General features: G+C 67.1%; 14 protein-coding genes. 6 read left to right on the top strand and 8 right to left on the bottom strand.

All coding sequences use genetic code 11. The features are described from left to right. From RMCB_RS05390 to RMCB_RS05405, 4 genes are all read right to left on the bottom strand, one after another. Nucleotides 1-1,032 carry an AAA family ATPase gene (locus tag RMCB_RS05390; RefSeq protein ID WP_062827963.1) on the bottom strand — a complete coding sequence of 344 codons (1,032 nt, stop codon included), beginning with the start codon at nucleotides 1,030-1,032 and terminating at the stop codon, nucleotides 1-3. Nucleotides 1,033-1,043: 11 nt separating this feature from the next. Then, complete coding sequence (locus tag RMCB_RS05395) at nucleotides 1,044-2,081, bottom strand: aliphatic amidase (protein WP_062827964.1); 1,038 nt, start codon at nucleotides 2,079-2,081, stop codon at nucleotides 1,044-1,046. Between the two features lie 28 nt (nucleotides 2,082-2,109). Beyond that, the gene (locus RMCB_RS05400) at nucleotides 2,110-2,739 is read right to left on the bottom strand and encodes an AmiS/UreI family transporter (RefSeq protein WP_062827965.1); all 630 of its coding nucleotides are present in this window, start codon (nucleotides 2,737-2,739) and stop codon (nucleotides 2,110-2,112) included. Between the two features lie 87 nt (nucleotides 2,740-2,826). Beyond that, nucleotides 2,827-3,864, bottom strand: coding sequence for a substrate-binding domain-containing protein (locus RMCB_RS05405; RefSeq protein WP_062828077.1), 1,038 nt, complete (start codon nucleotides 3,862-3,864; stop codon nucleotides 2,827-2,829). Between the two features lie 226 nt (nucleotides 3,865-4,090). Between RMCB_RS05405 and RMCB_RS05410 the strand changes: the two genes are divergently transcribed. From RMCB_RS05410 to mmsB, 4 genes are all read left to right on the top strand, one after another. After that, nucleotides 4,091-4,489, top strand: coding sequence for a MarR family transcriptional regulator (locus RMCB_RS05410; protein WP_062827966.1), 399 nt, complete (start codon nucleotides 4,091-4,093; stop codon nucleotides 4,487-4,489). Nucleotides 4,490-4,640: 151 nt separating this feature from the next. Beyond that, nucleotides 4,641-6,161, top strand: coding sequence for a CoA-acylating methylmalonate-semialdehyde dehydrogenase (locus tag RMCB_RS05415; RefSeq protein WP_062827967.1), 1,521 nt, complete (start codon nucleotides 4,641-4,643; stop codon nucleotides 6,159-6,161). A gap of 7 nt (nucleotides 6,162-6,168) precedes the next feature. Next, entirely contained in the window at nucleotides 6,169-7,329 is a 1,161-nt protein-coding gene (locus tag RMCB_RS05420) for an acyl-CoA dehydrogenase family protein (protein ID WP_062827968.1), read from the top strand. A 33-nt stretch (nucleotides 7,330-7,362) separates the two neighbouring features. Then, entirely contained in the window at nucleotides 7,363-8,235 is an 873-nt protein-coding gene (mmsB, locus tag RMCB_RS05425; RefSeq protein ID WP_072278419.1) for a 3-hydroxyisobutyrate dehydrogenase, read from the top strand. A 5-nt stretch (nucleotides 8,236-8,240) separates the two neighbouring features. Here mmsB and RMCB_RS05430 read toward each other — a convergent pair whose 3' ends face one another. After that, nucleotides 8,241-9,044 (bottom strand): HAD family hydrolase, encoded by an 804-nt coding sequence (locus tag RMCB_RS05430; RefSeq protein WP_062828078.1) that lies wholly within the window; start codon nucleotides 9,042-9,044, stop codon nucleotides 8,241-8,243. A 119-nt stretch (nucleotides 9,045-9,163) separates the two neighbouring features. On the opposite strand from RMCB_RS05430, the gene RMCB_RS05435 reads away from it, so the two are divergent. Then, the gene (locus RMCB_RS05435; protein ID WP_062827970.1) at nucleotides 9,164-9,823 is read left to right on the top strand and encodes a response regulator; all 660 of its coding nucleotides are present in this window, start codon (nucleotides 9,164-9,166) and stop codon (nucleotides 9,821-9,823) included. A gap of 17 nt (nucleotides 9,824-9,840) precedes the next feature. Beyond that, on the top strand, nucleotides 9,841-11,022 hold the full coding sequence (locus RMCB_RS05440; RefSeq protein WP_084388374.1) for a GAF domain-containing sensor histidine kinase: 1,182 nt from the start codon (nucleotides 9,841-9,843) through the stop codon (nucleotides 11,020-11,022). Between the two features lie 39 nt (nucleotides 11,023-11,061). On the opposite strand, the gene RMCB_RS05445 is transcribed toward RMCB_RS05440, so the two are convergent. From RMCB_RS05445 to RMCB_RS05455, 3 genes are read right to left on the bottom strand one after another with little or no spacing between them, the layout of a single operon-like run. Beyond that, nucleotides 11,062-11,565, bottom strand: a complete 504-nt coding sequence (locus tag RMCB_RS05445; RefSeq protein ID WP_029368399.1) for a MarR family transcriptional regulator — start codon at nucleotides 11,563-11,565, stop codon at nucleotides 11,062-11,064. A 51-nt stretch (nucleotides 11,566-11,616) separates the two neighbouring features. Then, nucleotides 11,617-12,651 (bottom strand): pyridoxal phosphate-dependent aminotransferase, encoded by a 1,035-nt coding sequence (locus RMCB_RS05450; RefSeq protein WP_062827972.1) that lies wholly within the window; start codon nucleotides 12,649-12,651, stop codon nucleotides 11,617-11,619. Then, complete coding sequence (locus RMCB_RS05455) at nucleotides 12,651-13,676, bottom strand: 3-oxoacyl-ACP synthase III family protein (RefSeq protein WP_109784189.1); 1,026 nt, start codon at nucleotides 13,674-13,676, stop codon at nucleotides 12,651-12,653. The genes RMCB_RS05450 and RMCB_RS05455 overlap by 1 nt, the downstream gene beginning before the upstream one ends. Nucleotides 13,677-13,683 lie beyond the last annotated feature (7 nt).

Genomic DNA, 13,683 nt, shown 5'->3' on the forward strand with positions numbered 1-13,683 from the left:
TCAGGTGACGGTCAGCTCGCCATCGCGCACCTGCACCTTGAGCGTGACGGGTTTGCGCGACGCCGTCAGGACCGCCCATGCGACAGGTTCGGTCAGCTCGGTGCGGATGGTCCGACGCAGCCCACGGGCCCCGTACACCGGGTCGAATCCCTTGCGCTGCACGAAGTCCACCACGGTGTCGTCGACCTCGAGGTCCACGTCGCGGGCTTTCAGCCTCCGCACCAGGTCGCCGATCTCCTTGCGCGTCACGCGTTCGGCCGTGACATCGTCGAACGCGTCGAATACCACGGTTTCGTCGATGCGGTTGAAGAACTCGGGGTCGAAGAACTCCTCGACCGCCTCGCGCACGACGGTCTGGTGCGACCTTGCCCCACGCGCAGGCCACCACCGGCGTTTGCGGCGATCCCGTTGCCGCGCAGCGACTTCCAGCGATCCCAGGTTGGAGGTCAGGAAGATGTAGCTGTTGCGGAACGAGATCTTCTGCTGCCCGTTGGCCAATCGCAGTTCACCGGTGTCGAGCACGTGCAGCAGGGCCCGCAGTACGCTGGCGTCGGCCTTTTCCACCTCGTCGAACAGCACGATGCCGGGCATATACGGTCCGCCTTCGATCTTGGCCTTGTCGAACAGCGTGAAGGACTCCTTGCTGCCCGCGTAGCCGGGCGGCGCCCCCGACAGCGACGCGGCGTAATGCTCTTGGGCGAGGGCGCTCATGTCGATGCGGCACAGGTCGTCGGGTCCCGTCCGCAGCGCCGCGGCGACCTGGCGGACCAGTTCGGTCTTGCCGACCCCGGTCGGCCCCACCAGCAGCACGCTGGACAGGGGACGACCGGGATCGGCCACGCCGACCTGCGCGATGGACACCGCACGGACCACCGCGTCGACGGCGTGCGCCTGCCCCAGGATCGCGGCATTCAGCCGTCGCGAAAGCGCCTTGGGGTCAAAGCCATCCGCGGTTTCGGTGGCGGCAGGCTCGTCGGCCACGTGAGCAGAGTTGCGGTTCTGCTCGTGATACATATCGGTGAGGAACGGCAATGCGTCGTCTCTCAGGCTTCGGCGGTCTGCTCGACGGGCAGGGAGCCGACCCGGCAATCCGCCACGCCGACGGTGTTTCTGGTGATCGACTCCACCCGCTCCTGGGCCTTCTGCGCGTCGGTCACCCACAGCTTGTAGAACTCGAACGGACAGTCGGCGACACCCTTGTCGCCGTCGCCCGCGGCGTGCACGCCGGAGTAGCCGCGGTGCAGCAGTTTGAACAGATGGTTCTGCGACTGGTCGTTCTCGCGGGCGTCGCGGATCGCCGACAGCGATAGTTGCGCGTACTGAATGCCGTACTCCTCCTCGCCGGTCTCACCCAGGGTGCGTCCGTCGAAACCGATGATGGCCGAATGGCCGAAGTACGAGTAGACGCCGTCGAAGCCGGCCGCATTGGCAACGGCCACATAGCAATTGTTGGCCCACGCCATGGCTTTGGCCATGAGCACCTGCTGATCCTTGGCGGGGTACATGTAGCCCTGGCACCGCACGATGAGTTCGGCGCCCTTCATCGCGCAGTCACGCCAGATCTCCGGGTAGTTCCCGTCGTCACAGATGATCAGTGAGATCTTGAGCCCCTTCGGCCCGTCGGTGACATAGGTGGTGTCACCGGGGTACCAGCCTTCGATCGGGCACCACGGCAGGATCTTGCGGTACTTCTGGACGATGTCGCCCCTGTCGTCGATCAGCACCAGGGTGTTGTAGGGCGGCTTGTTCGGGTGGTCTTCGTGGCGCTCACCGGTGATGGAGAAGACGCCCCATGTGCCCGCCTCCCGGCAGGCGGCCGAGAAGATCGCGGTCTCCTCGCCGGGGATGGTCGCGGCGGTATCGTACATCTCCTGCTCGTCGTACATGATGCCCTGAGTCGAATACTCCGGGAAGACAACAAGATCCATGCCCGGAAGCCCCGACTTCATACCTATGAGCATATCCGCGATCTTGCGGCAGTTGTCGAGGACTTCGGCGCGGGTGTGCAACCGCGGCATCTTGTAGTTGACGACCGCGACGCCGACGGTGTCGTTGCTCGACGAGATGTCTCCGTGTCTCATTGCTTGCTCCTTGTCGTTGGTTGTTCGATCAGCTGTAGACGGGTTCTGTTGCAGCGGTGTGTGATCGGTGTAAACGGCGGGTACTGAGTGCCTTGGCGGCGATGAACAGGGCGACGAATCCCAGGCCCCAGATGGCTGCGATGCCCGGTGAGGTGCGGTAGGTGCCGCTGAGCATCAGGAACGCCGGCAGCGTGCAGGTCGGCTGGCTCAACAACACCACGGACCATCCGGTGAACCGCGTCAACTGATCTCGATGCAGGCCCAGCACCAGGAAGAACAGCAGCCACAGCACGGCCCAGCTCAGCCAGATGACACCGAACACCGGATCGTGCACCACGGTGAAGGACAGCGCGGCGTACACGACGGCGCCGCCGGCGACGAACAGCGAAAACCAGCCGATACCTTCGGATTCCAAGCCGGAGAGGTTGACGATCCCCACATACAGGTAGGTGAACCCGAAGAGGTAGAGACCCGACGCCGCCAGGATCGCCGCGGCGTCGCCGTCAGCCAGCACGAGCATGATGGTCGGCAGCACGCATTGCATGGCCCCGACGAACAGGTTCAACACGGCGGCCGAACGCGCCGGGACGATGTCCAGCAGCATCAGACCGTTGACGAAAAGCACTGCCCCGACGTAAAGGAGACCGACGCTGCCCACCGGACACCTCCAGTTACTTCCAAATGGAATAGATCTATTTGAAAATAAGTGACGGGCGCCACAGTGTCAACAGGCGAGCGCAGCCCGTCAGTCGGTCAGACTGCCGGGGAGCGTCGTGACGATCTCGAAGTCGACGCCGGACGCCACAGCGAGGTGTACCGGTTGACTCGTGCGGTGCTCCAGAAATTCCACGGTGCCGCGGGGACTCTCATAGGCGACACCGTCCGCCACGGCGTCGATGTCAAGTGGATCCCCGGCGCGGCGGATCATCTCGGCCAGGAAATAGGCTCCCTCGTAACATGATTCGGCCGCGCTCCCCAGCGCGGGAGCATTCGATCCGTTGACGTCGAGGTAGCGGTCCAGCAGCTCCATCGAATTGCGGCCGACCATCGAACGGAAGTACGAGGCCGCCACGAACAGTCCCTGCGTCGCATCGTGACCGCTGGCGATGAGCATGTTCTCGTCCATGAGCGGGCTGAACCTGAGTTTGTCGTCCTGCAGGCCGCGGTGCGCGAACGTCCGGTTGAATTCGACGGCATCCTGGCCGACGAGCAGCATCAGCACGGCGTCACATCGCGACTGCGCGACCTTGTCGACGAGGCGGTCGATGTCCCCGTGCCCGAGCGCCACGAACGATCCCCCGACCAGGTCGAGTGACAATTCCCGGACGTACCTGCGCACCTCTGCCAGCGAGGTGCGCGGCCAGACATAGTCGTCCCCCACGACGAACCATTTGCGGATGCCGAGGTTGTCGCGCATCCATCGCAGCGCCGGGGCAATCTGCTGGTCGGGAGTCTCACCGCAGCAATAGATTCCGCGCCGCCGCTCACCGCCTTCGTAGAGCGCGGGATACGAGTAGGGCACCCGGCCGACGACGACCGGCGCGAGCGCATTGCGCACCGACGAGATGTGCCAGCCGCTGACCGCGTCGATGCCGCCCTCATCGATCCGGCGCTTGACGTCGGCGGCCACGACCGCGGGATGCGCGCCACCGTCGATCACTTCGATGCGGACCTGCCGGCCGAGGACGCCGCCCGCGGCGTTGAGGTCGTGCGCCACCAGCTCGCCGACGGCTTCACAGGATGGGCCGAAGAGACCCGCAGGCCCCTGCAGCGGCACCACCATTCCCAACCGCCATTCGGCGTCGCGGCCACGCGTACGCACGCCGACGCTCACCCGCGCGTTCCCTTGGGCCGGTGCGCACGCGAGGAGCAATTAGACCGGTGCGCACGCGAGGAGCAATTACACCGGCAGACGAGGCGATCAGCTAGAATCATTCCACTTGGAAGTATCCTCGCGTCGGCGGCGCGGGGCAATCGTCAGTTGGGAGGTCGGTCGACCTGTGACAGACATGCTCCCACCCGGCAGCCCAGCTACGCCGTCCGGCAGCGTTGTCGTGCGGATAGCCCGCATGATCAGCGCGGTCATCGAGCGTGAACTCGCGGGCGAAGACCTGACCCTCGACGACTGGCTGGTGCTCGAGGCGCTGGGCACCTCACCCGGCCTGACGATGGCCGAGCTGCGCGCGCAGACCCTGACGGCCGCCCCGACCCTGACCCGTGTCGTGGACCGGCTCGTCGCCCGCGCCGCCGTGTTCCGGGAGGTCGACGCCGACGACCGCCGCAAGGTCCGCGTCAACCTCAGCAAGCGCGGCGCGGCCCTGCACTCCCGACTGCTGGCGGCCGTCCGCCCGGCCGAGCAGGCCTGGTTCGACGAGCACGGTGTCAGCCCGTGGATGGTCTCCGGCTGACGACGCCGTCGAGCGCGGCGAGCAGTCGCTGAAGCGTCAGAACCCTTGCGGTAGCACCCCTTGCCAAACCGCACACCCAATTACTAGGATATGCAAGTATCTCGGGTGCGGCCCGAGTTGCCACATTGCGCACAATCCTTGGACGGACGTCATGACTACACAGATTCCCCACTTCATCAACGGTGAGCGGACCGCGGCCGGATCGACTCGCACCGCCGATGTGCTCAATCCGAGCACCGGCGAGGTGCAGGCTCAGGTCCTGATGGCCTCCGCAGCCGACGTGGACGCCGCCGTCGCCATCGCGGTCGAAGCCCAGAAGACGTGGGCCGGCTTCAACCCGCAGCGCCGGGCCCGCGTCCTGATGCGCTTCATCGACCTGGTCAACCAGAACGCCGACGAACTGGCCCAACTGCTGTCCCTCGAGCACGGCAAGACCGTCGCCGACTCGCTGGGCGACATCCAGCGCGGCATCGAGGTGATCGAGTTCTCGGTGGGCATCCCACACCTGCTCAAGGGTGAGTTCACCGAAGGAGCCGGCACCGGCATCGACGTGTACTCGATCCGCCAGCCGCTCGGCGTGGTCGCTGGGATCACCCCGTTCAACTTCCCCGCGATGATCCCGCTGTGGAAGGCGGGCCCCGCGCTGGCATGCGGAAACGCGTTCATTCTCAAGCCTTCTGAGCGCGATCCCTCGGTGCCGCTGCGTCTCGCCGAATTGTTCATCGAAGCGGGCCTGCCCGCGGGCGTGTTCCAGGTGGTCCAGGGCGACAAGGAGGCCGTCGACGCGATCCTGACGCATCCGGGCATCCAGGCCGTCGGGTTCGTCGGCAGTTCCGACATCGCGCAGTACATCTACTCGACCGCGGCCGCACACGCCAAGCGCGCCCAGTGCTTCGGTGGCGCCAAGAACCACATGATCGTCATGCCCGACGCCGACCTCGACCAGGCTGTCGACGCCTTGATCGGGGCAGGCTACGGCAGTGCCGGCGAACGCTGCATGGCCATCAGCGTCGCCGTTCCGGTGGGTGAGGAGACCGCGAACCGGCTGCGCGCGCGCCTGGTCGAGCGGGTCAACCAGCTGCGGGTGGGCCACAGCCTCGATCCCAAGGCCGACTATGGGCCGCTGGTGACCGAAGCTGCGCTCAACCGCGTCAAGGACTACATCGGCCAGGGCGTCGAGGCCGGTGCCGAGCTGGTGGTCGACGGCCGCGAACGAACCAGTGACGAGCTGACCTTCGGCGATGTGAGCCTGGAGGGTGGCTACTTCATCGGCCCCACCCTGTTCGACCACGTCACGCCCGACATGTCGATCTACACCGACGAGATCTTCGGCCCGGTGCTGTGCATCGTGCGGGCCCACGACTACGAGGAAGCGTTGCGGCTGCCGACCGAGCACGAGTACGGCAACGGCGTGGCGATCTTCACCCGCGACGGCGACGCCGCCCGCGACTTCGTGTCCCGGGTCCAGGTCGGCATGGTCGGCGTCAACGTCCCGATCCCGGTTCCGGTGGCGTACCACACCTTCGGCGGCTGGAAGCGGTCCGGCTTCGGCGATCTCAACCAGCACGGCCCCGCGTCGATCCAGTTCTACACGAAGGTCAAGACCGTCACCGAGCGGTGGCCGTCGGGCATCAAGGACGGCGCAGAGTTCGTCATCCCCACCATGAAGTAGCCCCACCGTGGACCTTTATGACCTGGATGACGACGAACGCGTGATCGCCGAGACGGCGGCCGCGTTCGCCGAAAAGCGCATCGCGCCATACGCGTTGGAGTGGGACGAGACGCATCACTTCCCCGTCGACGTGCTGCGCGAGGCGGCCGAACTCGGCATGGCGGCGATCTACTGCCAGGAGGACGCGGGCGGCAGCGGGCTGCGGCGACTGGATGCCGTGCGCATCTTCGAGCAGCTCGCCGCCGCCGACCCGGCCATCGCGGCATTCCTGTCCATTCACAACATGTGCGCGTGGATGGTGGACAGCTTCGGCACCGAGGAGCAGCGCAAGACCTGGGTGCCGCGGCTGGCGTCGATGGACGCCATCGCGAGCTACTGCCTGACCGAACCGGGCGCCGGGTCGGATGCCGCGGCCCTGCGCACCCGGGCGGTCCGCGACGGGGACGACTGGGTACTCGACGGCGACAAACAGTTCATCTCCGGCGCGGGCAGCTCTGACGTCTACGTGGTGATGGCCAGAACCGGTGCAGAGGGACCGCGGGGCATATCCGCGTTCGTGGTCGAAAAGGGCACGCCCGGGCTGAGTTTCGGCGCCCAGGAGCAGAAGATGGGCTGGAACGCCCAGCCCACGGCGCAGGTGATCTTCGACGGTGTTCGGGTGCCTGCCGATGCACTGCTCGGCGGCACCGAGGGCACGGGGTTCGGCATCGCGATGAACGGGCTCAACGGTGGGCGCATCAACATCGCCGCGTGCTCGCTGGGCGGGGCGCAGATCGCGCACGACAAGGCGGTGGCCTATCTTGCCGACCGGCAGGCATTCGGCGGCGCGCTGCTCGACGAGCCCACCATCCGGTTCACGCTGGCCGACATGGCCACGGGACTGGAGACCTCACGAAACATGTTGTGGCGGGCGGCCTCCGCGTTGGATGCCAACCACCCCAACAAGGTGACGTTGTGCGCGATGGCCAAACGCTATGTGACCGACACGTGCTTCGAGGTGGCCGATCAGGCCCTGCAACTGCACGGTGGCTACGGCTATCTGCGCGAGTACGGGTTGGAGAAAATCGTCCGCGATCTACGGGTGCACCGCATCCTTGAGGGAACCAACGAAATCATGCGCGTGGTGATCGGGCGCGCGACCGCGGGCCGAGCCCGCGCTTCAGCATAGGCGGGCAGAGCCCGCGTGGGATAGGAGTTGCACGTGAGCACAATCGCTTTCCTGGGTCTCGGTCACATGGGCGGCCCGATGGCTGCCAACCTGGTGACCGCCGGGCACACCGTGCACGGATTCGACCCCGCCCCGGCGGCGCAGGAAGCCGCAAAGGCCAACGGCGTCACCGTCTTCGGTAGCGGGCCCGAGGCCGTCGCGGGTGCCGACGTGGTGATCACCATGTTGGCCAACGGCGCGCAGGTGAAGAGCTGCTACGCCGAGGTGCTGCCGGCCGCGTCGGCAGGCGCACTGTTCATCGACAGCTCCACCATCTCGGTCGACGATGCCCGTGAGGTCCACAAGCTGGCCGGCGAGCACGGTTTCGGTCAGCTCGACGCCCCGGTGTCCGGCGGCGTCAAGGGTGCGGTGGCCGGCACCCTGGCATTCATGGTCGGTGGACCCGACGACGCTGTCGCCGCGGCCCGTACGGTACTGGAACCCATGGCGGGCAAGATCATTCACTGCGGCGCCGCCGGATCGGGCCAGGCCGCCAAGGTGTGCAACAACATGGTGCTGGCGGTGCAGCAGATCGCCGTCGGTGAGGCATTCGTACTGGCCGAGAAACTCGGCCTGGACAAGCAGGCGCTGTTCGACGTGATCACGGGCGCGACGGGCAACTGCTGGGCTGTGCACACCAATTGCCCTGTGCCAGGACCTGTTCCGACGTCCCCCGCCAACAACAGTTTCAAACCGGGGTTCGCCACGGCGTTGATGAACAAGGATCTGGGCCTGGCAATGGCGGCCGTGGAGTCGACGGGTTCGTCGGCGCCGCTGGGCACCCATGCCGCGGAAATCTACGCCAAGTTCGCCGTCGACCATGCCGACTTGGACTTCAGCGCGGTGATCGAGACGCTGCGGGGCTGAGCGCCCTAGGCGGCCGTCGGGCTGTGCTGCGCCCACCACGAGGCGTGCAGGCGTCGGCAGGTCGCCAACCGCAGCGCGTCGTCCGTGCCCGTGTAATCCGGGCGTACCGCGACTGCCGGGAGGGCCGCGCCCATGTCGGCGCCGACGAGCACGCTGGCCAGCCCCGCTGCGTTCGCGGCCCGCAGCCCGGCGCTCGATCCGGCGACGCCCAGCGCCTCGTGCGCGGACACGCCGAGCTCGGCCAGGGCGTGCTGGTGGGCGGCGCCGTGCCTCGACGAGGTGACGTCGTCACCGGTGACGACGGTTTCCACCAGGCCCTCGCCGACCAGCTGGCGCACCAGCGGCTCGACCCACCGGCGCCGCCCGCTCGACACCACGCCGACGGGTACCTCGGCGGCGAAGGCGTCCATGACCAGGTCGAGCAGACCGGGCCGCGGAGCCAGGCCCGCGTCGAGGATCATCTCGTCGAACATCATGTCCTTGGTGGCACAGATCTCGTCGGCGAGCACCTCGGTGAGCACGTCGCATTCCGGTCCCACGCAGCGCTTGCGGAGCTCGGCAGCGACCCGCTGGCGTTCGTCGTGCAGCGCCAACAGCTGCCGGTACCGCGCCACGCTCCACTCCAGGGGCAGGCCGTGCGCGGCGAATGCCGCGTTGAACACGACCCGATGACCGTCGACATCCAGGTCTGACAGCGCGTCGAGATCGAAGATCACCGCACGCAGCGGGAACGCTCCTGCATCTGTCGGCTCAGGACAGTCCCACCAGAACCGTCCGGCACGCCATGTTTTCTCCTGAGGTGAGGACACCACCTGAGAGTGGCCCACGTCACAAGCCCTGCGCCTCCCCCCTAGGGGTGATTGGGCATGCGAACTTCGTCCGCTGGATGTATCTGCTCCTCGCACGCGCAGCCACATAAGGTGATGCCATGGCGCCCTCCCCAGTGCGCCTTGTGCTGGTCGATGACCACGAAATGGTCATCGAGGGTCTCAAGGCCATGCTCGCCGCGTTCGAAGACCGGGTTCTGGTGGTAGGCCACGCGGTCGGCGCTGAGCGAGCGCTCAGCGTTGTCGCCGAACTGGACCCCGACATCGTGCTGTGCGATGTCCGTATGCAGGGCTCCAGCGGTCTGGATCTGTGCCGCGACTTGCGGGAACGTGATCCGGACCGCAAAGTGGTGATGCTGAGCGTGTACGACGACGAGCAGTACCTGTTCCAGGCGTTGCGGGTCGGCGCATCGGGTTACCTGCTCAAGAGCATCAGCAGCGACGAGTTGGTCCGCCAGATCGAATTCGCCCATGGTGGCGCCACCGCGATCGATCCGGGCATGGCCGCCCGCGCCGCCGACACGGCCGCGCGCTTGCAGCGCGACGAGTTCTGGCCGGGTGTCCGGCAGGGCCTCACCCAGCGGGAGAGCGAGATCCTCTCGTTCGTGGTGGCGGGCCTCTCCAACCGCGGTATCGCCACCAAGCTGGTGATCGGCGAGGAGACCGTCAAGACCCACCTGCGGTCCATCTACCGCAAGCTGGGCGTCAGTGACCGCGCCGGCGCCGTCGCCACCGCCCTACGCGAAGGCATCTACCAATGACCAGTGAATTCGGCCCCATGGTGCTCACCGCCGACCGCGAGCTCGCGCTGCTGCGGGAGCTCATCCAGGCCACCTCCAGCGGCCCCGGCGTGGAGCACCTCGCGGCCGCGGCAGCCCGGATGATCACCGCGGCCACCGCGACCGATGTGTGCTTCGTGCACGTGCTCGACGACTCCGACCGGGCCCTGACGCTGGCCGGCGCCACCCCGCCGTTCGACGCCGAGGTCGGCAAGATCCGGCTGCCGCTCGGGCAGGGCATCTCGGGCTGGGTGGCCAGCCACCGCGAGCCTGTGGTGATCAGCCACGACAAGGAGGCCGATCCCCGCTATCTACCGTTCGAAACGCTGCGCGGACGCGATTTCACCTCGATGGTGTCGGTGCCGATGGAGACCGATCCTGGTGGGCTGGTGGGCGTCCTCAACGTGCACACCGTCAATCGGCGGGAGTTCGGGGAACGCGACGTCGAGTTGCTGATCGTGATCGGCCGGCTCATCGCCGGGGCGCTGCACCAGGCCCGGCTGCACCGGCAGCTGGTGGCCCGCGAACGGGCCCACGAGAATTTCGTCGAGCAGGTCATCGAGGCGCAGGAGATCGAGCGGCGCCGGCTGGCGGGCGACATCCACGACGGCATCTCGCAGCGGCTGGTGACGTTGTCCTACCGGCTCGATGCCGCGGCACGCGCCGTTGACGACCCCCGCGCGCTGGCCGAACAACTCGACAAGGCACGAGAACTGGTCGACCTGACCCTGCAGGAGGCCCGCGCCGCGATCAGCGGGCTGCGGCCTCCGGTGCTCGACGACCTCGGCTTGGCGGGCGGTTTGGCAAGCCTGGCTCGGTCCATCCCCGGGATAGATCTCGAGGTCGATCTCGCCGAGACCCGGGTGCCCGACCACATCGAGCTGGCCCTCTACCGGATCGCGCAGGAATGCCTGCAGAACGTGGTCAAGCACGCCGACGCGAGCCGGGCCCGGCTCACCTTCACCTTGGATGACAACGTGGCTCGGCTCGAAATCGTGGACGACGGAAAGGGTTTCGACACTTTCGAGCATCCGCTGGGCAGCGACGAAATGGGTGGCTACGGCTTGCTGTCGATGGCTGAGCGCGCCGAGATCGTCGGGGGCCGACTCAACATCCGGTCACGGCCGGGAGCGGGAACGGCCGTCACCGCGACCATTCCGCTGCCCGCCGTGCTCGATTAGGCCCGCGCGCGAGGAGGACCAGCAGTTTCCGGAAGCGCTTCAGAAGTCCCCGGAGTTGCGCCGCAGCGTCTCGATCGACGCCACCAGCGCGCGGGACTGTTCCGCGGACATCCCGACATCCCCGAACACCTGATCGTTGAGGGTCACCGTGGCTTCCTCGACGGTGGACCGCCCCAGTTCGGTGATCTGCACCAGGGTGGTGCGGCCGTCGGTGGGATGCGGTATGCGCTGCACCAGCCCGTTGGCCTCCAGCCGGCGGATGGCGTGCGTGACGCTGGTGACGTGCACCTGCAGCCGGTCGGATGCCTTGGTGATGGGCAGCGCACCCGCCCTGCTGAAGGCCAGCAGCCGCAGCAACTCGAAGCGCGAGAAGCTCAGGTCGTACGGCCGCAGCGCGGTCTCCACCCGGGCCAGCAGGATCTGGTGCGCGCGCATCACCGACGTCACCGCGACCATCCCGTCGGCCACGTCACCCCAGCCCGCCGCCACCCAGTTGGCACGGGCCAATGCGATGGGATCACGCTTGTCGGGTGGTGAGGGCACGCTTCTTCTTACCGCATCACCGCTACCCGCGGTGCGAACAGCGCGGCGAACTCAGCGCAACGCCGTGCGCACCGCCCGCAGCACTGCCCGCGTCGACTCCCGCGAGCCCACCGTGATTCGCACACCTCCGTCGGGATAGTGCCTGACCTGCACGCCCGCACCGTCGAACACATCCTGCCAACGCCGCTCGCAGGCGGGTAGGTAGACGAAGTTGGCCTGCCCTTCGGTGGTGTAGAAACCCATCGACCGCAACCGCAGCTGCAGATACCGGCGCTCCGCGGAGATCAACCGAATCCGCTGCCGGAGTTGACTTTCGGCGTCATAGGAGGCTGCGACCGCCACCAGACCACTCAGCGGGGTGCCGAACGGCAGTTGCATGGACCACAAGGTGCGGCCCAGATCCGGAGCGCAGAAGCCGTATCCGACCCGCAGCCCGGCCAGTCCGTAGGCCTTCGAGAAGGTCCGTACCACCACCACATTGCCGAACCGACGGACCAGGCTGGGCGCATCGATGCGGTGCTCATCGGGCAGGAATTCCACGTAGGCCTCGTCGAGCAGCACGACGGTGTCCCGGGGCACGCGCGCGAGGAACCGTTCGATGTCGGCTGCCGGTTCGACCGTTCCGGTGGGATTGTGTGGTCGGCACACGATCACCACCCTGGCCTTCTGGGCCGCGTCGGCCATGGCATCGAGGTCGTGATGGCCGTGCTGGTCGAGCGGCACCGTCACCGCCTGTAACCGGGCCATCTGCGCGAAGATCGGAAATCCGTCGAAGGTCGGCGCCGCCATGACCATCGTTTCCCCCGGGCTGCTGACCGCGTGCAACACCTGCATCGTCACGCCCGTGGCGCCGGATCCGATGATCACCTGCGACTCTCGCACCCCGACGTGGCCGGCGATCAACGATCGCAGCCGCTGCGGCAGGAACTCGGGGTACCGGTTGGCGCTGTCGATCGACGCAGCCATCGCCGAGCGCACAGCAGGCAACGGCGGAAAGGGACATTCGTTGAGCGACAACGCCAACGGGTTGACCGCATCGGGGATCGAGCCGACCACGCCGAGCAGCGCAGCGGGTGGTGTGCCCATCAGTTTCGTCCGCCCCAGCAGATGGCAGCCGCCCCGGCGAAGTCGCCGGCGTGCGCGAACGCCGCCATCAGCACTGTGTCCCCCGACGCGACCCGCCCGGTGCTCACCGCGCGGTCGAAGTTCACCGGAATGCCTGCGGCGAAAAGGTTTCCGCACTCGTCGAAAGTATCGACGTGCCTCGATTGCGGCAGCTCCAGTGCATCACGCCAGTTCCGCAGGAACGCCCGGTTGGGCTGGTTGGTCACCAGCAGGTCGATATCCTTGGGCTGCACTCCGATTCGATCACACACCGCGTAGGACACCTCGGGCACCTGGCGGTTGCCGCGGGCGAGCACCTTGGTGATCTTGCTCTCGGTGAACCCGATGCACCCCTCCCCCGGGCCCGCCTCCCACCACTTGCGGGGCGGATCGACCGCGATCGTCATGTCCCCGGCGAACTCACCGTAGGTGCGGCACTCCACGTCCAGGATCGGTGAGACATCCGAGAGCGCCACGAGACCCACCGCGGCCCCGTCACCGGGCACCGAGGCCTGAGCCTTGCGCCGGATGCTCTCCTGATCGAAGATCTGCCCGGCAGCGTTCTGCGCGACGGCGATCAATGCGGTCCGTCCCTCGCCGGAGGCCAGCAGGTTGCGAGCCAGCTTGAGCCCGAGCACGAACGCGGCGCAGCCGCCGTTGTGCAGGTCGATCACCCAGTTCGGTTTCATGCCAAGGCGATGCGCCATGCCGCCACCACCGCCATAGAACGGCATGTCGGGCATCTGGGTGTGCGTGATGAGGATGTCCGCACCGGTCACCGCATCCTGGCCGTGCCGGTCGATGAGCCCGGCGGCGGCGCGTTCGACCATGTCGATGGCGGTCTCGTCGGGCGCCACGTGGTGCCGAAACCTGGGCGCCCGGAACATGAGATTGTCTCGCAGCTCGTCGGATTCGGCGAACTGTGCGTAATATTCGGCGCCGATCGGCTCCCCGGGCAGGTAGGTCGACACGTCCAGCAGGGAGACGGTCTTGGTTGCTGCGCTCATCGTCATG

The organism is Mycolicibacterium brisbanense, assembly GCF_001570425.1.
In the GTDB taxonomy this organism is placed as follows: Bacteria; Actinomycetota; Actinomycetes; order Mycobacteriales; family Mycobacteriaceae; genus Mycobacterium; species Mycobacterium brisbanense.

Bases quoted from the DNA above. Each gene is read 5' to 3' on its own strand.
- RMCB_RS05395 (WP_062827964.1), bottom strand. From the start codon at position 2,081: ATGAGACACGGAGACATCTCGTCGAGCAACGACACCGTCGGCGTCGCG.
- RMCB_RS05405 (WP_062828077.1), bottom strand. From the start codon at position 3,864: ATGGTGGTGCCGCTGCAGGGGCCTGCGGGTCTCTTCGGCCCATCCTGT.
- RMCB_RS05410 (WP_062827966.1), top strand. From the start codon at position 4,091: ATGCTCCCACCCGGCAGCCCAGCTACGCCGTCCGGCAGCGTTGTCGTG.
- RMCB_RS05415 (WP_062827967.1), top strand. From the start codon at position 4,641: ATGACTACACAGATTCCCCACTTCATCAACGGTGAGCGGACCGCGGCC.
- RMCB_RS05435 (WP_062827970.1), top strand. From the start codon at position 9,164: ATGGCGCCCTCCCCAGTGCGCCTTGTGCTGGTCGATGACCACGAAATG.
- RMCB_RS05440 (WP_084388374.1), top strand. From the start codon at position 9,841: ATGGTGCTCACCGCCGACCGCGAGCTCGCGCTGCTGCGGGAGCTCATC.
- RMCB_RS05450 (WP_062827972.1), bottom strand. From the start codon at position 12,651: ATGGGCACACCACCCGCTGCGCTGCTCGGCGTGGTCGGCTCGATCCCC.
- RMCB_RS05455 (WP_109784189.1), bottom strand. From the start codon at position 13,676: ATGAGCGCAGCAACCAAGACCGTCTCCCTGCTGGACGTGTCGACCTAC.